This is a genomic window from Klenkia sp. PcliD-1-E (assembly GCF_024124375.1).
In the GTDB taxonomy this organism is placed as follows: domain Bacteria; phylum Actinomycetota; class Actinomycetes; order Mycobacteriales; family Geodermatophilaceae; genus Klenkia.
Genome location: NZ_JAMXRZ010000016.1, coordinates 18,928 through 41,338 on the forward strand (window position 1 = coordinate 18,928; position 22,411 = coordinate 41,338).

18 protein-coding genes are annotated in these 22,411 nt (G+C 74.0%); 12 read left to right on the forward strand and 6 right to left on the reverse strand.

The window, feature by feature from the left end; genetic code table 11:
* The first annotated feature begins 2 nt into the window (after window positions 1-2).
* From uvrC to NH342_RS05270, 10 genes are all read left to right on the forward strand, one after another.
* Window positions 3-1,973 (forward strand): excinuclease ABC subunit UvrC, encoded by a 1,971-nt coding sequence (uvrC, locus tag NH342_RS05225; RefSeq protein WP_253012235.1) that lies wholly within the window; start codon window positions 3-5, stop codon window positions 1,971-1,973.
* On the forward strand, window positions 1,970-2,884 hold the full coding sequence (rapZ, locus tag NH342_RS05230; protein ID WP_253012238.1) for an RNase adapter RapZ: 915 nt from the start codon (window positions 1,970-1,972) through the stop codon (window positions 2,882-2,884). Before uvrC ends, rapZ begins: the two co-directional genes overlap by 4 nt.
* Complete coding sequence (yvcK, locus tag NH342_RS05235; RefSeq protein ID WP_253012241.1) at window positions 2,881-3,852, forward strand: uridine diphosphate-N-acetylglucosamine-binding protein YvcK; 972 nt, start codon at window positions 2,881-2,883, stop codon at window positions 3,850-3,852. The genes rapZ and yvcK overlap by 4 nt, the downstream gene beginning before the upstream one ends.
* A gap of 124 nt (window positions 3,853-3,976) precedes the next feature.
* Window positions 3,977-4,957: a DNA-binding protein WhiA gene (whiA, locus tag NH342_RS05240; protein ID WP_253012244.1), complete on the forward strand. Its 981-nt coding sequence runs from the start codon at window positions 3,977-3,979 to the stop codon at window positions 4,955-4,957.
* A 203-nt stretch (window positions 4,958-5,160) separates the two neighbouring features.
* Entirely contained in the window at window positions 5,161-6,162 is a 1,002-nt protein-coding gene (gene gap / locus NH342_RS05245) for a type I glyceraldehyde-3-phosphate dehydrogenase (protein ID WP_253012247.1), read from the forward strand.
* A 2-nt stretch (window positions 6,163-6,164) separates the two neighbouring features.
* Entirely contained in the window at window positions 6,165-7,373 is a 1,209-nt protein-coding gene (pgk, locus tag NH342_RS05250) for a phosphoglycerate kinase (protein WP_253012250.1), read from the forward strand.
* On the forward strand, window positions 7,373-8,182 hold the full coding sequence (gene tpiA / locus NH342_RS05255) for a triose-phosphate isomerase (RefSeq protein WP_253012253.1): 810 nt from the start codon (window positions 7,373-7,375) through the stop codon (window positions 8,180-8,182). Before pgk ends, tpiA begins: the two co-directional genes overlap by 1 nt.
* A gap of 43 nt (window positions 8,183-8,225) precedes the next feature.
* A complete protein-coding gene (locus NH342_RS05260; RefSeq protein ID WP_253012256.1) occupies window positions 8,226-9,956 on the forward strand; it encodes an ABC transporter substrate-binding protein in 1,731 nt (576 codons plus the stop codon).
* Window positions 9,957-10,007: 51 nt separating this feature from the next.
* Window positions 10,008-10,241, forward strand: coding sequence for a preprotein translocase subunit SecG (gene secG, locus NH342_RS05265; protein ID WP_374209414.1), 234 nt, complete (start codon window positions 10,008-10,010; stop codon window positions 10,239-10,241).
* 186 nt (window positions 10,242-10,427) lie between these two features.
* Complete coding sequence (locus NH342_RS05270; RefSeq protein ID WP_308200611.1) at window positions 10,428-10,769, forward strand: RNA polymerase-binding protein RbpA; 342 nt, start codon at window positions 10,428-10,430, stop codon at window positions 10,767-10,769.
* A 35-nt stretch (window positions 10,770-10,804) separates the two neighbouring features.
* Here the strand turns inward: NH342_RS05270 and pgl are convergent, their stop codons facing one another.
* The 5 genes from pgl to tkt form a co-directional block, all read right to left on the reverse strand.
* The gene (gene pgl, locus NH342_RS05275; RefSeq protein WP_253012262.1) at window positions 10,805-11,536 is read right to left on the reverse strand and encodes a 6-phosphogluconolactonase; all 732 of its coding nucleotides are present in this window, start codon (window positions 11,534-11,536) and stop codon (window positions 10,805-10,807) included.
* Entirely contained in the window at window positions 11,533-12,633 is a 1,101-nt protein-coding gene (locus NH342_RS05280) for a glucose-6-phosphate dehydrogenase assembly protein OpcA (protein WP_253012265.1), read from the reverse strand. The genes pgl and NH342_RS05280 overlap by 4 nt, the downstream gene beginning before the upstream one ends.
* 28 nt (window positions 12,634-12,661) lie before the next feature.
* Window positions 12,662-14,176, reverse strand: a complete 1,515-nt coding sequence (gene zwf / locus NH342_RS05285; RefSeq protein WP_253012268.1) for a glucose-6-phosphate dehydrogenase — start codon at window positions 14,174-14,176, stop codon at window positions 12,662-12,664.
* Between the two features lie 73 nt (window positions 14,177-14,249).
* A complete protein-coding gene (gene tal, locus NH342_RS05290) occupies window positions 14,250-15,353 on the reverse strand; it encodes a transaldolase (protein ID WP_253012271.1) in 1,104 nt (367 codons plus the stop codon).
* 16 nt (window positions 15,354-15,369) lie between these two features.
* Window positions 15,370-17,583 (reverse strand): transketolase, encoded by a 2,214-nt coding sequence (gene tkt, locus NH342_RS05295; RefSeq protein WP_253012273.1) that lies wholly within the window; start codon window positions 17,581-17,583, stop codon window positions 15,370-15,372.
* A gap of 208 nt (window positions 17,584-17,791) precedes the next feature.
* Between tkt and NH342_RS05300 the strand changes: the two genes are divergently transcribed.
* Window positions 17,792-18,709, forward strand: coding sequence for a heme o synthase (locus tag NH342_RS05300; protein WP_253012276.1), 918 nt, complete (start codon window positions 17,792-17,794; stop codon window positions 18,707-18,709).
* A 178-nt stretch (window positions 18,710-18,887) separates the two neighbouring features.
* On the opposite strand, the gene NH342_RS05305 is transcribed toward NH342_RS05300, so the two are convergent.
* Window positions 18,888-19,799, reverse strand: a complete 912-nt coding sequence (locus NH342_RS05305) for a heme A synthase (RefSeq protein ID WP_253012278.1) — start codon at window positions 19,797-19,799, stop codon at window positions 18,888-18,890.
* A 111-nt stretch (window positions 19,800-19,910) separates the two neighbouring features.
* Here NH342_RS05305 and NH342_RS05310 point away from each other — a divergent pair, with 111 nt between their 5' ends.
* Window positions 19,911-22,349, forward strand: a complete 2,439-nt coding sequence (locus NH342_RS05310; protein ID WP_253012281.1) for an ATP-dependent Clp protease ATP-binding subunit — start codon at window positions 19,911-19,913, stop codon at window positions 22,347-22,349.
* Window positions 22,350-22,411: the final 62 nt, after the last annotated feature.

Genomic DNA, 22,411 nt, shown 5'->3' on the forward strand with positions numbered 1-22,411 from the left:
CCGTGCCGGACCCGTCCACCTACCGGCCGGCGGTCGGCAGCATCCCGGAGTCCCCGGGGGTCTACAAGTTCCGCGACCCCGGCGGCCGGGTCATCTACGTCGGCAAGGCCAAGAGCCTGCGGCAGCGGCTGAACAGCTACTTCGCCGACATCGCCGGGCTGCACCCGCGCACCCGGCAGATGGTCACCACCGCCGGGTCGGTGGAGTGGACCGTCGTCGGCACCGAGGTCGAGGCCCTCCAGCTCGAGTACAACTGGATCAAGGAGTTCGACCCGCGGTTCAACGTCCGCTACCGCGACGACAAGAGCTACCCCTCGCTGGCGGTCACGCTGAACGAGGAGTTCCCGCGCCTGCAGGTCATGCGCGGCCCCAAGCGCAAGGGTGTGCGGTACTTCGGCCCCTACGCCCACGCCTGGGCCATCCGCGAGACGCTGGACACCCTGACCCGGGTGTTCCCCGCGCGCACCTGCTCGACCGGGGTGTTCAGGCGGCACGGCCAGATCGGCCGGCCCTGCCTGCTGGGCTACATCGGCAAGTGCTCGGCGCCGTGCGTCGGGAAGGTCTCCGCCGAGGAGCACCGCGGGATCGTCGAGGACTTCTGCGACTTCATGGGTGGGCGCACCGAGCAGATCATCCGGCGGCTCGAGCGCGAGATGGCCCGCGCCGCCGAGGAGATGGAGTACGAGCGGGCGGCCCGGTTGCGCGACGACCTCGGGGCGCTGCGCCGGGCGCTGGAGAAGCAGGCTGTCGTCCTCGGCGACGGCACCGACGCCGACGTCGTCGCCTTCGCCCAGGACGAGCTGGAGGCCGCCGTCCAGGTCTTCCACGTCCGCGGCGGCCGGGTGCGCGGCCAGCGCGGCTGGATCATCGACAAGGTCGAGGAGGTCACCACCGGCCAGCTGGTCGAGCAGTTCCTGCTGCAGGTCTACGGCGGCGGGGCCGGCGACGTCAGCGCCGACGCGGTGCCCCGCGAGGTGCTGGTGCCCGAGCTGCCCTCCGAGCACGAGGTCTACGCCGACCTGCTGTCGGAGCTGCGCGGCTCGCGGGTGTCGTTGCGGGTGCCCCAGCGCGGGGACAAGCGGTCGCTGATGGAGACCGTCGAGCGCAACGCGCAGGAGGCCTTCGCCCGGCACCGGGTCAAGCGGGCCGGTGACCTCACCGCCCGGTCGCTCGCGCTGTCCGAGCTGCAGGAGGCCCTGGACCTGCCCGACGCCCCGCTGCGCATCGAGTGCATGGACGTCAGCCACGTCCAGGGCACCAACGTGGTGGCCAGCATGGTGGTCTTCGAGGACGGCCTGGCCAAGAAGAGCGACTACCGGCGGTTCCAGGTCGCCCAGGGCACCGACGACACCGCGGCGATGGCCGAGGTGGTGCGCCGACGGTTCGCCCGGCACCTCAAGGAGGAGGCCGACCGCCGGGACGAGCAGGGCATCGCCGCCGAGGAGGGCCGGCCGCGCCGGTTCGCCTACCCGCCCAACCTGCTCGTCGTCGACGGTGGCCAGCCGCAGGTCGCGGCCGCCGCCCGGTCGCTGTCCGAGCTGGGCGTGCACGACGTCGCCGTGTGCGGGCTGGCCAAGCGGATGGAGGAGGTGTGGCTGCCCGACGACCCCGACCCGGTCATCCTGCCGCGCACCTCCGAGGCGCTGTACTTGCTGCAGCGGGTCCGCGACGAGGCGCACCGGTTCGCGATCACCTACCACCGCCAGAAGCGGTCGGCCGGGATGCTGGTGTCGCTGCTGGACGACGTCCCGGGCCTGGGCGACACCCGGCGCAAGGCGCTGATGAAGGAGTTCGGGTCGCTCAAGCGGCTGCGGGCGGCGACCGTCGAGGACCTCGTACGGGTGCCGGGCATCGGCCGGCGCACCGCCGAGGCCGTACTGGCGGCCGTGGCCGAGCCACCCAGCGCCGAGGACGACGCCCCGACCGGCGATGATGGCAGCTCGACCCCGCAGACCACCGGAGCCGCCTCGTGACCGACCTGCCCGGGACCCCACCCCCGGCCGACCCGACCGAGCCGCAGGACGCCGTCCCCCTCGAGGTGGTCGTGGTGACCGGCCTGTCCGGTGCCGGCAAGAACAGCGCCGGACGGGTCCTGGAGGACCTCGGCTTCTTCGTCGTGGACAACCTGCCACCGGCGCTGCTCGCCCCGATGGTCGAACTGGGGTCCCGGGGCGACGTGCGGCGGTTCGCCGCGGTGGTCGACGTGCGCAGCCGGGCCTTCTCCAGCGACCTGGCCGAGTCGATCCGGTCGCTGTCGGACACCGGTCACCGGCCGCGGGTGGTCTACGTGCACGCCCGCGACGAGGTGCTGGTCCGACGCTACGAGTCCAACCGCCGCGAGCACCCGCTGCAGGGGTCCGGGCGGTTGTCCGACGGCATCGCGGCCGAGCGGGCGCTGCTCACCGGCATCGCCGGCGACGCCGACCTGTGGGTGGACACCTCCGACCTCAACGTGCACCAGCTGCGGGCCACGCTGGAGGCGGCGTTCCTGCGCGAGGGGGCGGCGCCCGAGCTGACGGCGACCGTGCTGAGCTTCGGGTTCAAGTACGGGCTGCCCCTGGACGCCGACCTCGTCGTCGACGCCCGGTTCCTGCCCAACCCGCACTGGGTGCCCGAGCTGCGGCCGCTGACCGGCCGCGACGCCGCGGTGCGCGACCACGTGCTGGGCGCCCCCGACGCCGCCGAGTTCCTCGACCGGTACCAGGACGTGCTGCGCATCCTGGTGCCCGGCTACCGGCGCGAGGGCAAGAAGTACCTGACCCTGGCGGTGGGGTGCACCGGCGGCAAGCACCGGTCCGTGGCGATCGCCGAGGAGTTCGCGCGGCGGCTGTCCGGCGACGGCGTCACCGCCAGCGCCCGCCACCGCGACCTGGGCCGGGAGTGAGCGACCAGGGTCCCTCGGTCGTCGCGCTGGGGGGCGGGCACGGGCTGGCCGCGGCGCTGGCGGCGTGGCAGCCGCTGGCCCGCGACCTCACCGCGGTGGTGACCGTCGCCGACGACGGCGGCTCGTCGGGCCGCATCCGCCGCGAGATGCCGGTGCTGCCGCCCGGTGACCTGCGGATGGCGCTGGCCGCGCTCGCCGGGTCCGACCCGCGCACCCAGGAGATGGCGACCCTGCTGCAGCACCGGCTGGGTGGCAGCGGAGTGCTGGCCGGTCACCCGGTCGGCAACCTGGTGCTCACCGGGCTCACCGAGGTGCACCGCGGCGACGCGGTCCGGGCGCTGGACACCCTCTGCGAGCTGCTCGGCGCCCGGGGCCGGGTGCTGCCGATGGCCGACGTCCCGCTCGACCTGGTCGCCATCGTCGACACCGTCGACCCCGACGACCCGCAGCGGTCGCGGCACATCCGCGGCCAGGTGGCCATCGCGGCCAGCCCGGACCGGGTCCGGTCGATCCGGGTCACCCCGGCCGACCCGCCGGTGCACCCCGACGTGCTGGCCGCCATCGCCGGGGCCGACGTCGTCTCGCTGGGCCCCGGCTCCTGGTACACCTCGGTGCTGCCGCACCTGCTGGTGCCGCGGCTGCGCGAGGCGCTGGCCGCGACCCCGGCGCACGTAGTGGTCGTGCTCAACCTGGAGCCGCAGGCGGGCGAGACCGACGGGTTCTCCCCGGAGGAGCACCTGCGGGTGCTGGTCGAGCACCTGCAGGGCGTGCCGTTGCACACCGTGGTCGCGGATGCGGGTGCGGTTGTTGACCGGCGTGGTCTGCTGTCAGCTGTGCGGGCGTGCGGGGCGGAACTGGTCCTTGCGCCGGTGGCTGCCCGGGACGGCGCGGCCCGGCACGACCCGGAGCTGCTCCGGGACGCGCTGGCGCAGGTCGTGGCCCGGCTGACCGGCGGGGAGCGGGCGTGAGGTCGCCCTCGCGGCACGGTTCCGGCGTGCGGCAGTATCGGGGGACGACGGTCGCGGGAGCGGGTCCGGCGCGCCGGTGGCGCCCGGTCACCCGGGGGCCGGCCGAGGGGGAGAGGGACAGCGCATGGCGATGACGGCGATGGTCAAGGACGAGCTCTCGCGGGTCGAGTGCACCAAGACGTCCGAGCGCAAGGCCGAGGTGACGGCGCTGCTGCGCTTCTCCGGCGGGCTGCACATCGTCGGCGGCCGGGTGGTCATCGAGGCCGAGCTCGACACCGGTTCGGTCGCCCGCCGGCTGCGCCGTGACATCAGCGAGGTCTACGGCTACACCAGCGGCGTCAGCGTGCTGGCCGGCGGCAACATCCGTCGCGGGGTCCGCTACCTGGTCCGCATCGCCAAGCACGGCGAGGGCCTGGCCCGGCAGACCGGGCTGGTCGACCAGCGGGGCCGGCCGGTGCGCGGCCTGCCCCCGGCCGTGGTCTCCGGCGGGCTCAACGACGCCGAGGCCGCGTGGCGGGGGGCCTTCCTGGCCCACGGCTCGCTCACCGAGCCCGGTCGCTCCTCCTCCCTGGAGGTCACCTGCCCGGGCCCGGAGGCAGCGATGGCGCTGGTCGGCGCGGCCCGGCGGCTGGGCATCGCGGCCAAGGCCCGCGAGGTGCGCGGCGCCGACCGCGTGGTGGTCCGCGACGGCGACGCGATCAGCGCGCTGCTGACCCGGATGGGCGCCCACGAGGCGGTGCTCACCTGGGAGGAGCGGCGGATGCGCCGCGAGGTCCGGGCCACCGCCAACCGGCTGGCCAACTTCGACGACGCGAACCTGCGCCGCTCGGCGCGCGCGGCCGTCGCCGCCAGCGCCCGCGTGGAGCGCGCACTGGAGATCCTCGGCGACGACGCCCCCGAGCACCTGCTCGTCGCCGGCCGGCTGCGCCTGGAGCACGGCCAGGCGTCGCTGGAGGAGCTCGGCCAGCGCGCCGACCCGCCGATGACCAAGGACGCCGTCGCCGGCCGCATCCGCCGGCTGCTGGCGATGGCCGACAAGCGGGCCAAGGACCTCGGCATCCCCGACACCGAGTCCGTCGTCACCGACGACATGATCGGGCCCTGACGCGCCCGGCACCCGGTGCCACCCCGGCAGACGTCCCGGACGTCTTGCTGCCGTCCTGACCTGCGGCGACGGGCCCGTCCTGCGGCCGTGGCCCCGACGGCTAGGGTTCTCCACGAGGCGGTGTCGCGCACCCCTGCGCGACCCCCCACGCCCGCAGCTCGGCACCCAGCAGAGCAACCCCGAAGGCACCCACGGAGGTCCCAGTGACGGTACGCGTCGGCATCAACGGCTTCGGCCGGATCGGCCGCAACTTCTACCGGGCGGTCGCCGCCAGCGGCCAGGACATCGAGGTCGTGGCGGTCAACGACCTGACCAGCAACGACGTGCTGGCCCACCTGCTCAAGCACGACTCGGTCCTCGGCAAGTTCCCCGAGGAGGTCTCCTCCAGCTCCGACGGCATCACCGTCTGCGGGAAGACGATCACCGCGCTCGCCGAGCGCGACCCGGCGAACCTGCCCTGGGGCGACCTGGGCGTGGACGTCGTCATCGAGTCCACCGGCTTCTTCACCAAGGGCGCCGACGCCCGCAAGCACGTCCAGGCCGGCGCCAAGAAGGTCATCATCTCCGCGCCCGCCACCGACGACGACATCACCGTCGTCATGGGCGCCAACCACGAGCTGTACGACGGCTCGCAGACCATCATCAGCAACGCCTCCTGCACCACGAACTGCCTGGCGCCGCTGGCCAAGGTGCTCAACGACTCCTTCGGCATCGAGCGCGGCCTGATGACCACGATCCACGCCTACACCGCCGACCAGAACCTGCAGGACGGCCCGCACAAGGACCTGCGCCGGGCCCGCGCCGCCGCGCTGAACATCGTCCCCACCTCCACGGGCGCGGCCAAGGCCATCGGCCTGGTCCTGCCGGAGCTGAAGGGCAAGCTGGACGGCTACGCGCTGCGCGTCCCGGTCCCGACCGGCTCGGCCACCGACCTCACCGTCACGCTGTCCCGCGAGGTCACCGTCGAGGAGGTCGACGCCGCCTACAAGGCCGCCGCCGCGGGTCCGCTGGCCCCGTACCTGGTCTACACCGACGAGCCGATCGTCTCCTCCGACATCGTCACCGACCCGGCGTCGTGCATCTACGACTCCGGCCTGACCAAGGTCTTCGGCGACCAGGTCAAGGTCGTGGGCTGGTACGACAACGAGTGGGGCTACTCCAACCGCCTCGTCGACCTGACCTCGCTCGTCGGCTCGAAGCTCTGACGATGCGCACCGTCGACGAGCTCGTCGCCGAGGGTGTGCAGGGTCGGCGTGTGTTCCTGCGCGCCGACCTCAACGTCCCCCTGGACGACTCCACCGGCACCCCGGTCATCACCGACGACGGCCGGATCCGGGCCAGCCTGCCCACCCTGCAGGCGCTCCGCGAGGCCGGCGCCCGCGTCGTCGTCGCCGCCCACCTGGGCCGGCCGAAGGGCGAGCCGGACCCCCGGTACAGCCTGGCGCCGGTCGCCGCCCGGCTGTCGGAGCTGCTCGGGGTCGACGTCCCGCTGGCCACCGACACCGCCGGTTCCGGGGCGCAGGCTGCGGTGGCCGCGCTGGAGGACGGCGATGTCTGCCTGCTGGAGAACGTCCGCTTCGAGGCGGCGGAGACCAGCAAGGACGACGACGCCCGCGGTGCGCTGGCCGACCGGTTCGCCGCGCTGGCCGACCTGTACGTGGACGACGCCTTCGGGGCCGTGCACCGCAAGCACGCCTCGGTCTACGACGTCGCCACCCGGTTGCCGCACGCGGCCGGCCGGCTGGTCGCCACCGAGCTCGACGTCCTCACCCGGCTGACCGAGGACCCGCAGCGGCCCTACGTCGTGGTGCTGGGCGGGTCGAAGGTCAGCGACAAGCTGGCCGTCATCGAGGCGATGCTGCCGAAGGTCGACCGGCTGCTGGTCGGCGGCGGCATGTGCTTCACCTTCCTGGCCGCGCAGGGCCACGGGGTGGGCGGCTCGCTGCTCGAGCAGGACCAGGTCGAGACCTGCCGGCGGCTGCTGGCCGAGGCGGGGGACAAGATCGTCCTGCCGGTCGACGTGGTCTGCGCCGAGGCGCTGGTCGCCGACGCCCAGGTCACGGTCACCGGCGTCGACGCCATCCCCGACGGGCTCAAGGGCCTGGACGTCGGCCCGCGCACCGTCGAGCTGTTCGGCGACCAGCTGGCCGGCGCCCGCACGGTGTTCTGGAACGGCCCGATGGGCGTGTTCGAGCTGGCGCCGTTCACCGCCGGCACCCGGGGGGTGGCCACCGCGGTGGCCGCCGTCGACGGGCTGTCGGTCGTCGGCGGCGGCGACTCCGCCGCCGCGGTCCGCCAGCTGGGGCTGCCCGAGGACAACTACGGTCACATCTCCACCGGGGGCGGTGCATCCCTGGAGTTCCTCGAGGGCCGCGAGCTGCCGGGCCTGGCCGTGCTGTCGGACAGGGCCGCCTGATGGCCCGCACCAAGGCCGGGAAGGTCCACGAGGGCCGCCGTCCGCTGATCGCGGGCAACTGGAAGATGAACCTGACCCACCTGGAGGCCATCGGCCTGGTCCAGAAGGTCGCGTTCGGCCTCAAGGAGCCCGAGCTGGAGGCGGCCGAGGTCGTCGTCGTCCCGCCGTTCACCGCGATCCGGAGCGTGCAGACGCTGGTGCAGGGCGACAAGATCGAGATCGGTTTCGGCGGCCAGGACCTGTCCACCGCCGACTCCGGCGCCTACACCGGCGAGGTCAGCGGCGCGCAGCTGAAGGCGCTGGCCTGCACCTACGTCGTCGTCGGGCACTCCGAGCGGCGGGCGATGCACGCGGAGACCGACGAGGTCGTGGCGAGGAAGGTGCGCAAGGCGCTGGAGCACGAGCTGGTGCCGATCCTGTGCGTGGGGGAGGGGCTCGACGTCCGCCGGGCCGGCGAGCACGTCCCGCACACCACCACGCAGGTCGACGCGGCGCTCGAGGGCCTGGACGCCGCCACCGTGGCGGGCATCGTCATCGCCTACGAGCCGGTGTGGGCGATCGGCACCGGCGAGGTGGCCACCCCCGAGGACGCGCAGGAGGTGTGCGGGGCGATCCGGGCCCGGCTCGCCGAGCGTTTCGGGCGGGAGACCGCCGACGTCGTCCGTATCCTCTACGGCGGTTCGGTGAAGGCCGGCAACACCGCGGGCATCCTCGCCGGACCGGACGTGGACGGGGCACTGGTGGGCGGCGCGAGCCTGGACGCCGACGAGTTCGTCTCCATCTGCCGCACCGCAGCCGAGAGCCGCTGACCCGCAGGGGCGGCGGCCCCCCACCCGGAGGACCGCCGCCCCCGTGAGGCCCCACCCGCGCCGCTCCCGCCGCGTCATCGTCCTGCTCGTGCTCGCCGGTCTGCTGGCGGGCTGCACCGGGGGGGACCCCGCGGACCGGGCGGTGCCCACGGTCTCCGGCTCCCCGGACGCCGGGGTCGACGGACGCCGGGCCCCCTCCGACGCCACCGGGGGGACGCTGCGGCTGGTCACCGCGCAGGTGGACAGCCTGGACCCGCAGCGCTCCTACCTGCCGGCGGTGTGGAACCTCATGCGGCTCTACACCCGCACGCTGGTCACCTACTCCTCCGAGCCCGGCAGCACCGAGCAGCTGGTCCCGGACCTCGCCACCGACCTCGGGACGACGCCGGACGGCGGGCGCACCTGGACGTTCACGCTGCGGCCGGGCGCCACCTTCGAGACCGGTCGACCCATCACCAGCCGGGACGTCAAGTACGGCATCGAACGGTCCTTCGCCGTGGACGTGCTCACCGGCGGACCCAAGCTGGCCCTGGACCTGCTCGACCCCGACAGCCTCTACGCCGGGCCCTACCAGGACGAGTCACCCGACCGGCTCGGCCTGGGCAGCATCGCCACCCCCGACGACGCCACGATCACGTTCACGCTGTCCCGGGCCGACCCGGACTTCCCGTTCATCCTCGCGCTGCCGCTGGGCTCCCCGGTGCCCGCGGAGAACGACACCGGTGCCGCCTACCAGGACGACCCGGTCTCCTCCGGCCCCTACGCGATCACCTCCGTCGACCCGGTCACCGGCATCGTGCTGGACCGCAACCCGGCCTGGACGCAGGACAGCGACCCCGTCCGCACGGCCCTGCCCGACCGGGTCGTGGTGCGGACCGGGCTGACCGGGCTCGACCGCGACCAGGCGTTGCTGGCCGGCTCGGCCGACGCCGACCTCTCCGGCACCGGCGTGCAGGAGGCCACCACCGCCCGCACCGACGCCGACGAGGGCCTCGCCGACCGGGTCGACGACGTCACCACCGGGTCGGTGCGCCTGCTGGCCCTGCCCACCACCGTCGCGCCGATGACCTCGCCGGACTGCCGGGCCGCCGTCGCCGCGGCCGTCGACCGCGCCGACGTGCAGGACGCCCTCGGCGGCGCCGGCGACGCCGTCCGCACCTCGGTGCTGTGGCCGCGCTCCCTCCCCGGCGGGCCCGACGACGCCGACCCCGCTGCCGACCTCGACGCCGCCCGGCAGTCGCTGGCCGCCTGCGGTCAGCCCGACGGCTTCGCCACGACGATGGCCGTGCCCGACGTCCCGACCAGCCGGGACGTCGCCGACCGGCTGGTCGCGCAGCTGGCCCGGGTCGGCATCCAGGTCACCGTGGCCCCGCTGGACCCCACGACGTACTACACCGCAGGCATCGGCTCGCCGCAGGCCATCGCCGACGGGCAGTACGGGATGCTGCTGGCCACCTGGACGTCGGACCTGCCGACCCCGGCGTCCTTCCTGGTGCCGCTGGTCGACAGCCGCTCGATCAGCCAGCAGCCCGGCAACTCCAACTACGGCCTGCTCGCCGACCCCGCGGTCGACGCGCTGGTCGACGCCGCGGTCGCCTCGGACGACGTGTCGGCATGGGCGGCGGTCGCCGACGCCGCGCTGGCCACCCACGCCGTGGTCCCCCTGGCGGAGAACCGGGTGCAGCTGCTGGCCGGGCAGCGGCTGCACAACGGCGTGGTCATGCTGCCCTGGACCGGCTACGACGCGGCCACCGCCGGGGTCGGCGGCGGCTGATCGCCGTCCCGTAGGCTGGACCGCTGGCTGCCCGCTCGAACTGGAGAACCCGTGATCGAGATCGTCCTGAACGTCCTGCTGGTGCTCACCAGCCTGCTGCTGATCGTGCTGATCCTGCTGCACCGCGGCAAGGGCGGCGGGCTGTCCTCGATGTTCGGCGGAGCTGCGTCGTCCTCGCTGTCCGGGTCGTCCGTGGTGGAGAAGAACCTCAACCGGATCACCGTGTTCACCGCCGCGATCTGGGCGGTCTGCATCGTCGCCCTGGGCATCCTGCTCAAGGTGTAAGGACCCCGCTGCCCCCCACGACGCGCTCCGCACGTCGCGGGACCCTGCAGCGGGGCCGTTCCAGTTGGCTGCGGTTCGGTCGCGTACACCCCTTCTGACCTGCGGATCTGTGCGCCCGCCGTAACAACGGTGTGCCTAGACTCAGCACCGCGGGGGACCGATCCACATTCCAGAGTGGGGGCACACGTGGCTGGTGGCAGCGCGATCCGGGGCAGCCGGGTCGGGGCGGGACCGATGGGCGAGTCCGAGCGCGGGGAGGCCGCCCCGCGGGTGCGGGTGGGCTACTGGTGCGCGAACGGGCACGACACCCGCATCGCCTTCGCGCACGACGTCGAGGTGCCGGAGACCTGGGACTGCCCGCGCTGCGGGTTCCCCGCCGGGCAGGACCAGGACAACCCCCCGCCGCCCCCGCGGATCGAGCCCTACAAGACGCACCTGGCCTACGTGCGGGAGCGGCGCAGCGACGAGGACGGCGCGGCCCTCCTCGAGGAGGCCCTGCAGCGGCTGCGCGCCCGCCGCGGCGCCTGAGGGGTGCGGGGCCCGCCTCGCGGTGGGCCCCGCTCCTACAGCTGGGCGGCGGCGTCCTGGTCGAGCATCCACCGGGTGGCCCGGCGACCGACCGCACCGGCGGCCGGCAGCGACGCCGGGGTCTCCCGGCCCGACAGCGCACGCGCGACGGCCTCGGCCTTGCCCTCGCCCGAGACCAGCAGCCACACCTCCTCGGCGGCGGTGATCACCGGGAAGCCCAGGCTGACCCGGGTCGGCGGCGGCTTCGGGCAGTCCCGCACCGCGACCACCGTGCGCTCGTCGGCCACGGCGGGGGAGTCGGGGAAGATCGAGGCCACGTGCCCCTCCGGGCCGACCCCGAGCAGCAGGACGTCGATGCGGGGCACCGCGCCGTCGCCGGCCGCGGCCAGCTCCTGCGCGTAGGCCGCCGCGGCGTCCTCGGGCTCGGCGAAGCCGGCGTCGGCGGCCGGGATGGCGTGCACCCGCTCCGCCGGCACCCCGACGACGTCGAGCAGCGCCTCGCGGGCGCCCTTCTCGTTGCGGTCGTCGTCGGCGGCGGGCACCCAGCGCTCGTCGCCCCACCAGACGTCCACTTGGGTCCAGTCCAGCTCGCCGGACACCGCGGCGACCGCCCGCAGCACCGCGGTGCCGATGCCGCCGCCGGTGAGCACCACCGACGCCGTCCCGTGCTCGGCCTGCGCGGCTGCGAGCCGGGCGACCAGCTCACGGGCCACGGTGGCCGCCAGGTCGTCGGCGTCGGGCCGGACGACGACCTCGGGGGCGCTCACGAGGTCTGCCCGGGCTCGTCGTCGCCGCCGTCGTCGTCGCCCGTGCCGACCTCGGCCACGGTGCCCTCGGAGTCCTCGGGCACGGTCGGGGCCGCCGGGGCGGGCGGGCGCATGGGGTCGAACCAGTGGTGCTCGCGCACCGGCGACCGGTCGGCCAGGCCGGTGACGCCGGTGGCCTGCTCCAGCGCCTCCCGGTAGGGCTCGTCGCTGTCCAGCCGCTTCATCTCCTCGCCGATGAGCTCGCCGAGGGAGCGCCTGGTCAGGGCCACGGTGGCGTCGGGCCGGTAGGGCTGGCTGATCACCGCACCGCCCTTGCGGTCGTCGGTCAGCCGGACCTCCTCGTCCTGGTCCAGGGTGAGGACGACGGTGTCGATGCCCTTGGTGCCGGTGCTGCGCTGGCCGGGCTCGACGGTGATCGAGCAGCCGCAGCGCGCGGACAGCCAGCCGGCGACGAGCTGGGCGGTCGGGTTCTCCGGGTCGCCCAGCAGCTGCCCGCCCAGCACGCGCACCGGACCGCCGCGGCGGCCGACCACGGCGTCCAGGGTGGAGGCCAGCGCCGAGCGCCAGAAGGTGCTGCGGGTCCAGGCCAGGTCGGTGTCGCCGGGGGCGAAGTCCTCGGCCCGGCGGTGCAGCGACGCGACCGGGTCGGGCGCCATCAGGCTGTCGGTGACCCGGCGGTTGGCGATGACGCCGAGGGCGTCGCGGTCCAGGTGGTCCGGCGGGGCGCCGTGGAACCAGGTGACGACCGGGGCGTCGGCGGCCAGCAGCGGCAGCACGACGGACTCGGCGTGCAGGCCCAGCCGGCCGTACATGCGCATGACCACGGCCTCGCCGGGGCCGAGCCGACCGCCCACCAGCACCTCGGCGTCCAGCCGCGGCGCGGGAGCCTCGACCTGGCGGCGCACCACGACCAGCAGCCGGCAGGGGTGCACCTCGGCCGCCGCGGCGGCGGCCGCCTCGGCCTCGGCGACCTTCTCCTCGTCGGCGACGACGACGAGGGTCAGCGCGACGCCGCTCATGACGGCGCCGCCGGTGCGGCGCTGGGCGGCGAGCTCCTTGACGATCGCCGACCCGTTGGTGTCCCAGAGGGTGCTCACTGCGGGTCCTCCCCGTGGCAGGTGGTGGTCACGGTCGGCGCCATGCCCGGCCCTCGGAGGCCAGCATCTCGTCGGCGGCGCGCGGGCCCCACTCGCCGGCGCGGTAGGGGTAGGGCGTGGTGGAGGCCCAGTACTCCTCGAGCGGGTCGATGACCGCCCAGGACGCCTCGACCTCGGCGTTGCGCGGGAACAGCGTGGCGTCGCCCAGCAGCACGTCCAGCAGCAGCCGCTCGTAGGCCTCGGGGGATGCCTCGGTGAACTGCTCGCCGTAGAGGAAGTCCATGGAGACGTCGCGGACCTCCATGACGCTGCCCGGCACCTTCGACCCGAACTTGAGGGTGACCCCCTCGTCGGGCTGCACCCGCACGACGAGCTGGTTGTGGCCCAGCTCCTCGGTGTCGGTGGGCGCGAAGGGCAGGTGCGGCGCACGCCGGAAGGACAGCGCGATCTCGGTGACCCGGCGCGGCAGCCGCTTGCCGGTGCGCAGGTAGAACGGCACGCCCGCCCAGCGGCGGGTCTCCACGCCCAGCCGGACGGCGGCGTAGGTCTCCGTGCGGGAGTCCTCGGCGACCCCGTCCTCCTGGCGGTAGCCCCTGGCGCGCTGGCCGGCCAGCCAGCCCTGCTCGTACTGCCCGCGGACGGCGAAGCGGGCCATGTCGGCCGGCACCGAGATCGCGCGCAGCACCTTGAGCTTCTCGGTGCGGATCTCCTCGGCGGAGAACTCGACGGGCTCCTCCATGGCGGTGAGCGCGAGCAGCTGCAGCAGGTGGTTCTGCAGCACGTCGCGGGCCGCACCGGTGCGTTCGTAGAACTCGGCCCGGCCGCCGATGCCGACGTCCTCGGCCATGGTGATCTGCACGCTGTCCACGTGCGCGCCGTTCCAGACCGGCTCGAACAGGGTGTTGGCGAACCGCAGCGCCAGCAGGTTCTGGACGGTCTCCTTGCCCAGGTAGTGGTCGATGCGGAAGACGTCGTCGGCGCTGAACACCGAGTCGACCAGCCCGTTCAGCTCGCGGCTGGAGGGCAGGTCGGAGCCGAACGGCTTCTCCACGACCACCCGGCGCCAGCGCTCCGGGGTGCTCTCGGCCATGCCGGTGCGCTGCATCTGCTTGAGCACGACCGGGAACATCGAGGGCGGGATGGACAGGTAGAACGCAGCGTTGCCGCCGATGCCGTGGCTGCCCTCGAGCTCGCCCAGGGTGCGGGCCAGCTCGTCGAAGGCCGCGTCGTCGTCGAAGGAGCCCTGGATGAAGCGGACCGAGCCGCTCAACCGCTCCCAGACCTCCTCCCGCCACGGCGTGCGGGCGTGCTCGCGGGCGGCCTCGCGGGACAGCTCGGCGAAGTCGACGTCGTCCCAGTCGCGGCGGGCGAAGCCCAGCAGCGCGAAGTTGGTGGGGAGCAGGCCGCGGTTGGCCAGGTCGTAGACGGCCGGCAGCAGCTTCTTGCGGGCCAGGTCGCCGGTGATGCCGAAGACGACGAGGGCGCAGGGTTCGGGGACCCGGGGCAACCGCCGGTCCCTCGGGTCGCGCAAGGGGTTGGTCATGGATCCCTCTGGTGGTGTGCGTGTGGCGGACACCAGCGGGGCCGGGTGCGGCGGTGCACCCGGCCCCGGTGGGCTACTTCTTGTCCTTCAGCTGTTCCTCGACCGAGCCGGAGAGCTCGTCCCAGGCGTCGATGAACTTCTGCACGCCCTCGGTCTCCAGGACGGCGAAGACGTCGTCCAGGTCGACCCCGGCGTCGCGCACCGACTGGAGCACCTTCTCGGCGTCCGCGTAGGTCTCCGGCACCGGGCGGCCGACCTGGCCGTGGTCGGCGAAGGCCTGCATGGTCTTCTCCGGCATAGTGTTCACGGTGTCGGGGGCCACCAGCTCGGACAGGTAGAGCGTGTCGCTGTAGTCGGGGTTCTTCACCCCGGTCGAGGCCCACAGCGGGCGCTGCTTGCTGGCGCCGCGCTCCTCCAGCGCCGCCCAGCGGTCGGAGGAGAAGACCTCCTCGTAGGCCTGGTAGGCCAGCTGGGCGTTGGCGACGCCGGCCTTGCCCTTGAGCGAGGGGTCGGCGCCGGCGTCGTCCAGGCGCTTGTCGATCTCGGTGTCCACCCGGGACACGAAGAACGACGCCACGCTCTCGATGCCCTCGAAGCTCGCGTCGGGGTCCTCGGCGCGCTTCTCCAGGCCGGCCAGGTAGGCCTCCATGACCGCCCGGTACCGCTCGAGGCTGAAGATCAACGTGACGTTGACGCTGATGCCGTTCGCGATCGACTCGGTGATCGCGGGCAGGCCCTCGACGGTGGCCGGGATCTTGATGAACAGGTTCGGCCGGTCCACCAGCCACCACAGGTGGGCGGCCTCCGCGGCGGTCGCGTCGGTCTCGTGGGCCAGCCCGGGGGCAACCTCGAGGGAGACGCGGCCGTCCCGGCCAGTGAGGGCAGCGACCGGGGCGAGCAGGTCGCAGGCGTCGCGGACGTCGGCGGCGGTGATGGTGCGCAGCGCCTCCTCCACCGAGACCCCGCGGACGGCCATCGCGTGCAGCTGGTCGTCGTAGGACTCCGAGCCACTGATCGCGGCGGCGAAGATGGAGGGGTTGGTGGTGACGCCGACGACGGAGTGCTCGTCGACCAGCTGCTGCAGGTTGCCGCTGCGGATGCGGTCGCGGGACAGGTCGTCCAGCCACACCGCGACTCCTGCCTTCGACAGGGCGGCGAGGTTCTCGTTCTGGCTCATCTGGGTGCCTCCGGGCTCAGTGGTCGGCCGTGTGGGCGTTCTCGTGGGTGGGGACGTCGGCGCCCGAGGCGGGGCCGGCGCCGTCGGCGGCGGCCTGGATGCTCTCCCGGGCGGCGGCCACGACGGCCTCGGCGGTGAGGCCGAACTCGTCGTACAGCTTCTGGAACGAGGCGCTGGCGCCGTAGTGGTCCAGGCCCACGATGCGTCCGGCGTCCCCGACGAACTCGCGCCAGCCCATGGCGACGGCGGCCTCGATGCTGACCCGGGCCTTCACGGTCGGGGGCAGCACCTCGTCGCGGTAGGCCGGGCCCTGCTCGGCGAACCACTCCTGGCAGGGGATCGACACGACCCGGGTGGGCGTGCCGGCGGCCTCCAGCTGCTCGCGGGCGGCCACGGCGATCTGCACCTCGGACCCGGTGCTCATCAGGATCACCTCGGGGGTGCCGCCGCTGGCCTCGGCCAGCACGTAGGCGCCCTTCGCGGTGCCCTCGGCCGAGCCGAGCTCCGACCGGTCGAAGACGGGCAGGTTCTGCCGGGACAGCACGATCCCGGCCGGCCGGTCGTTGTTCTCGAGGATCGTCCGCCAGGCCACCGCGGTCTCGTTGGCGTCGGCGGGCCGCACGACGTCCAGACCGATGATCGCCCGCAGCGCGGCCAGGTGCTCGATCGGCTGGTGCGTGGGGCCGTCCTCGCCCAGGCCGATGGAGTCGTGGGTCCACACGTAGGTGACCGGCAGCTGCATGAGCGCGGCCAGCCGGACGGCGGGGCGCATGTAGTCGGAGAACGTCAGGAACGTGCCGCCGTACACGCGGGTGCCGCCGTGCAGCGCGATGCCGTTCATGATCGAGCCCATCGCGTGCTCGCGGATGCCGAAGTGCAGCGTGCGGCCGAAGGGGCCGCCGTTCCACATCTTGGTCTGCCGGCTGGGCGGCAGGAAGGACGGCTCGCCCTCGACGGCGGTGTTGTTGGACTCCGCGAGGTCGGCCGATCCGCCCCACAGCTCCGGCAGCGCCGGGTAGATCGCGGCGAGCACCGCACCGGAGGCCTTGCGGGTGGCCATGCCCTTGGGGTCGGCGTCGAAGGTCGGCAGCGCGTCGGCCCAGCCCTCGGGCAGGGTGCGGGTGCGCATCCGGTCGAACAGCGCGGCCTGGTCGGGGTTGGCCTGCTTCCAGGCGTCGAAGCCCGGCTGCCACTCGGCGCGGGCGGCCTGGCCCCGCTCGAGGACCTTGCGCGTGTGCGCGATGACCTCGTCGGCGACCTGGAAGGTCTGCTCCGGGTCGAAGCCCAGCACCTTCTTCGTCGCCGCGACCTCCTCCTCGCCCAGCGCGGAGCCGTGGATGCCGCCGGTGTTCTGCTTGCCGGGCGAGGGCCAGCCGATGATCGAGCGGCTGACGACCAGCGAGGGCCGGGTGGTCTCGGCCTTCGCCGCGGCCAGGGCGGCGTCCATCGCGGCGAGGTCCTCGCTGTCGGCCACGTGCTGCACGTGCCAGCCGTAGGCCTCGTAGCGGGCGGCGACGTCCTCGGTGAAGGCGATCGTCGTGTCGTCCTCGATGGAGATCTTGTTGTCGTCGTAGACCACAACCAGGTTGCCCAGCTGCTGGGTGCCGGCCAGCGACGACGCCTCGCCGGAGATGCCCTCCTGCAGGTCGCCGTCGGAGGCGATCGCCCAGATGGTGTGGTCGAAGACGCTGTCCTCCGCCGGGCCGGCCGACGGGTCCCAGATGCCGCGCTCGCGGCGGGCGGCCATCGCCATGCCGACCGCGTTGCCCACGCCCTGACCCAGCGGGCCGGTGGTGGTCTCCACGCCCTTGGTGTGGCCGACCTCGGGGTGGCCCGGGGTCTGCGAGCCCCAGGTGCGCAACGCCTCGAGGTCGTCGAGCTCGAGGCCGTAGCCGGAGAAGTACAGCTGGGTGTAGAGGGTCAGCGCGGTGTGGCCGGGGGACAGCACGAAGCGGTCGCGGGCGACCCAGTTCGGGTCGGACGGGTCGTGCCTGATCCACTTCTGGAACAGCAGGTAGGCCAGCGGGGCCAGGCTCATCGCGGTGCCGGGGTGGCCGTTGCCGACCTTCTGCACGGCGTCCATCGCCAGCACACGGGCGGTGTCGATGGCCGTGCGGTCCAGCTCGCCGAAGCCCTCGGGCAGCGTGGGGTTCGGCTGCGCGGGCGATCCGGTGGGGGAGTCGGAGGCGGCTTCGGCCGGGGCCTCGGACTCGGTGCTCTTGTCTGCCATCGTGGCGGGTGCTCCTCGGATTGGTCCAACGTCGGGGCGATGCCGGTGTGTCTGCCGGTCGTCGTCCTTGCCGACCTGGGCACTACCCGCCGGGTGCGCACCATCAACGTGACCGAACCCTAGTGGTAGCCCGGTGTCCCGGCCCGGCGTCGGGGCTAGAGTGGGGCCGACCTCCGCCCGCCCCGGCTCGAATGGTGTGGATCGACCCGTGACCTCGATCGCCGAACGGCGTGCCGTCGTCCGGCGCACCCCCCCGCTGGCACTCGTCGGGGCCTACGTCTCGCTGACCAAGCCCAAGCTGGTCGAGCTGCTGCTGGTCACCACCCTGCCGGCGATGATGCTGGCCGCCGGCGGCTGGCCGGGCACCGGCCTCGTCGTCGCCACCCTGGTGGGCGGGATGCTGGCCGCGGGCGCGGCCAACACCATCAACTGCTGGTACGACCGCGACATCGACCGGATCATGTCGCGCACCCGTGACCGGCCGACGGTCACCGGGGTCATCGCCCCGCGGGCGGCGCTGACGTTCGGGGTCATCCTGGCCTGGATCTCGCTGGTCGTGCTGGGGGTCTTCACCACGCCGCTGGCCACCGCGCTCGCCGCCGGCGCGATGCTGGCCTACTCGGTCTTCTACACGATGGTGCTCAAGCGCCGCACCCACCACAACACCGTCTTCGGTGGCCTGCCCGGTGCCGCGCCGGTGCTCATCGGGTGGGCCGCGGTCACCGGCTCGCTGGCCTGGCCCGCCGTCGTCTTCTTCGGCATCGTCTTCTGCTGGCAGATGCCGCACTTCTGGGCGCTGGCCAGCCGGTACCGCTACGACTACTTCCGCGCGGGCGTCCCGATGCTCTCCGTGGTGGCCGGCCCGGTCACGGTGGCCCGGCAGTCCGCGGCGTGGGCCTGGGCGACGCTGGCCGTCTCGCTGCTGATGGTGCCGGTGACCGCGCAGCTGGGGCTGATCGCCTTCGTCCCGCTGCTGGCCCTGGGCGGCTGGTACGTCTACGAGTCCCACGCCTGGCTGGCCCGGATCAAGGCCGGCGTCCCGGACCGCCCGATGAGGCTGTTCTCGGTGTCGATCACCTACATGACCCTGCTGTCGATCGCGCTGGTCCTCGACGTCCTGTTCTGACCGCGGTGCTTCGCGCCGCCCGTGGCAGGGGGTGGCCGGACATCCCTGACGGTGGCCCGACGTCGTGCGGTGCACAGACCGTCAGGGATGTCAGGCCACCCCGCCGGCGGCACACGGCTGATCGCCGCGCCCCGACCCGTCAGGGGCCGCGTCGGGGCGCGGCGGTGCTGCGGGTGCGCTAGCGGGTGGTGGCGAAGGCGTCGGCGGGGGGCTGGACCTCGGCCTCGGTGCGCGGGCCTCGGACGGCCCAGCACAGCCGCGCCGTGAAGGCCGTGATCAGCACCGCCCCCAGCATGTGCAGCAGCACCAGCACCACCGGCAGCCCGGTGAAGTACTGCACGTAGCCGATGACGCCCTGCGCGAGCTCCACGACCAGCAGGTCGCGGGCGGCCCGGCGGACCCGGCCGGGGGAGTCCGTGGCGTAGAGGGCCACCAGGAGCGCCACGGTCAGCCCGATCAGCAGGAAGACGACGTCGGCGTGCAGCTGGCTGACCAGTTCGGGGTCGAAGCCGGTGCGCCCGGCGCCCGGGTCGCCGCTGTGCGGGCCCGAACCGGTGACGACGGTCCCGAAGACCTGGACGGCGGCGACGGTGACCGCGATGCCGGTGACCAGCGCGGCGACCGGCCGGCGCACGAGCAGGCCGCCCACCCCGGGCTCACGTGAGCGCAGCCACAGCGTCGTGGCGATCGCCACCAGCACCATCGACACCAGGAAGTGCGCGGCGACCGTCCACGGGTTCAGCCCGGTCAGCACGGTGACCCCGCCCAGCAGGGCCTGCGCCGGGATGCCCAGGAAGCTGCCCACCGCCCATCTCCGCAGGTCGCGGCGGGCCGAGCGCCAGACCACCACGACGGTGGCGATGGCGACCACCGCGAGCACGAAGGTCAGCAGCCGGTTGCCGAACTCGATCAGCCCGTGCCCGGCGAGCTCCGCGGTCGGGGTGATCGACCCGTCGGTGCACTCGGGCCAGGTGGGGCAACCCAGCCCGCTGCCGGTCAGCCGGACCGCACCGCCGGTGACGACGATGAGGCCGTTGGCGACGGCGTTGGCGAGGGCGACGCGGCGGACGACGACGGGGGAGACCGGCACGCACCCAGGGTAGGTGGCTGCGTGTTCGCCCTGGGCGCACACGGGAAGGACGCCGGTCCGGGAAGCGCTGGAGGAGGCAGAGCACGACCCCGATCCACAGGAGCGCACCCCGTGACCTCTCCCCTCGACGACTTCTCCGCCTTCCTCGGCCCCCGCCGGGGCATGCAGCGGGTCGACCTCACCCAGATGCTCTCCGACGAGGGCCGCGCCACGCTGGCCGCCGCCGCGCGCCAGGCCACCGCCTGGGGCGCCCACGACCTCGACGCCGCACACCTGCTGTGGGCGCTGGCCGGCCAGGAGCCCACCCGCACCCTGCTCACCCGCGCCGGCGCCGACCCCGACCGGCTGCGCGCCGGCCTGGAGGAGACCTTGCGCGTCGGCGAGCCCACCGACGGCCCGGTCGCCCTGACTCCCGCCGCCCGCCGCGCGCTGCTGGACGCCCACCAGGTCTCCCGCGCCAGCGGCGCCACCTCGACCGGCCCCGAGCACCTGCTCTTCGCGCTGACCCTGCACGCCGACACCCCCGCGGGCCGCGAGCTCTCCGACGCCCGGGTCACCCCCGACTCGCTGCAGCGCGCCGCCTCCGGCGCCCCCGCCGAGGAGCCGGCCTCGGCCACCCCGACGCTGGACCAGTACGGCCGCGACCTGACCGCGCTGGCCCGCGACGGGAAGATCGACCCGGTCATCGGCCGGGCCGACGAGATCGAGCAGACCATCGAGGTGCTCGCCCGGCGCACCAAGAACAACCCGGTGCTCATCGGCGAGGCCGGCGTCGGCAAGACCGCCGTCGTCGAGGGCATCGCCGCCCAGATCGCGGCCGGGGACGTCCCCGACGTGCTGCGCGGCCGCCGGCTGGTCGAGCTCGACCTCACCGGCCTGGTCGCCGGCACCCGCTACCGCGGCGACTTCGAGGAACGGCTGAAGAAGGTCATGGACGAGATCCGCGAGCACGCGGACTCCGTCCTCGTCTTCGTCGACGAGCTGCACACCGTGGTGGCGGCGGGCGGCTCGGAGGGCTCGGCCGGCGCGGGGAACATCCTGAAGCCGGCGCTGGCCCGGGGCGAGCTGCACGTCATCGGCGCCACCACGCTGGACGAGTACCGCACCAGCATCGAGAAGGACCCCGCCCTGGAGCGCCGCTTCCAGCCGGTCCTCGTCGGCGAGCCGGGCGTCGCCGACACCGTGGAGATCCTGCGCGGCCTGCGCGAGCGGTACGAGGCGCACCACCGGGTGCGGTTCACCGACGAGGCGCTGGTCGCCGCGGCCGAGCTGTCCGACCGCTACGTCGCCGACCGGCACCTGCCCGACAAGGCGATCGACCTGGTGGACCAGGCCGGCGCCCGGGTGCGGCTGCGCCGTCCGGCCACCGACCCGGGCGCCCTGCAGGAGGACGTCGAGCGGTTGGGCCGGGAGAAGGACGCCGCCGTCGCCGCCGAGGAGTACGAGCGCGCCTCGGCGCTGCGGGACGAGCTGACCGCTGCGCAGGAGCGTCTGGCCCAGGCCCCGTCGGACGTCCCCGAGGTGGGCGTCGCCGAGATCGCCGAGGTGGTCTCCCGGGCCACCGGCATCCCGGTGGCCCAGCTGACCGAGGAGGAGCGCGACCGCCTGCTGCGGCTGGAGGACGTGCTGCACGCCCGCGTCGTCGGGCAGGACGAGGCCGTCGAGGTCGTCGCCGAGGCCGTCCGCCGGTCCCGGGCCGGCCTGGGCGACCCCGACCGGCCGATCGGCAGCTTCCTGTTCCTCGGCCCCACCGGCGTCGGGAAGACCGAGCTGGCCCGGGCGCTGGCCGAGGCACTGTTCGGCGACCAGGACAAGATGGTCCGCCTGGACATGGGCGAGTTCCAGGAGCGGCACACCGTCAGCCGGCTGGTCGGCTCGCCCCCCGGGTACGTGGGCTACGAGGACGCCGGCCAGCTGACCGAGGCGGTGCGCCGCAACCCCTACTCGGTGGTGCTGCTCGACGAGGTCGAGAAGGCGCACCCGGACGTGTTCAACACGCTGCTGCAGCTGCTGGACGACGGCCGGCTCACCGACTCCCAGGGCCGCACGGTCTCCTTCGCCAACACGGTCGTGGTGATGACCTCCAACCTGGGCTCGGAGGCCATCGTGAACGCGGCGCACGGCCCGCTGGGCTTCACCACCGGTGCCGACGACGGCGGCCGCGACGTCCGCGACGCGGTCATGCGCCGGCTGAAGGAGGCCTTCCGGCCGGAGTTCCTCAACCGGATCGACGAGGTGGTGGTCTTCCGGCAGCTCGAGCCCGCGCAGCTGGCCCGGATCACCGACCTGCTGTTGGACGAGACCCGCGCCCGGCTGGCCGCGCAGGGCATCGACGTCCAGGTGGACGACGAGGCCGTGGCGTGGCTCGCCGAGCGGGGCCACGAGCCGGCGTACGGGGCCCGTCCGCTGCGCCGGGCGATCCAGCGGGCGCTGGACAACCCGGTGGCCCGGCTGGTGCTCGCCGGTGACCTGCAGCGCGGTCAGCGGCTGCGGGTCGGGGTGGTCGACGACGAGCTGCACCTCGCCGTCGAGGCGCCGGTGACCGCCTGACCTGCGGACACCTGGCACGCGGTGCCACGGGGGGTGCCGGAGAGCTCCGGCACCCCCCGTGG

Coding starts and splice junctions, on each gene's coding strand:
- whiA (WP_253012244.1), top strand. CDS start 3,977: ATGGCGATGACGGCGATGGTCAAGGACGAGCTCTCGCGGGTCGAGTGC.
- pgk (WP_253012250.1), top strand. CDS start 6,165: ATGCGCACCGTCGACGAGCTCGTCGCCGAGGGTGTGCAGGGTCGGCGT.
- tpiA (WP_253012253.1), top strand. CDS start 7,373: ATGGCCCGCACCAAGGCCGGGAAGGTCCACGAGGGCCGCCGTCCGCTG.
- zwf (WP_253012268.1), bottom strand. CDS start 14,176: ATGACCAACCCCTTGCGCGACCCGAGGGACCGGCGGTTGCCCCGGGTC.
- tal (WP_253012271.1), bottom strand. CDS start 15,353: ATGAGCCAGAACGAGAACCTCGCCGCCCTGTCGAAGGCAGGAGTCGCG.
- tkt (WP_253012273.1), bottom strand. CDS start 17,583: ATGGCAGACAAGAGCACCGAGTCCGAGGCCCCGGCCGAAGCCGCCTCC.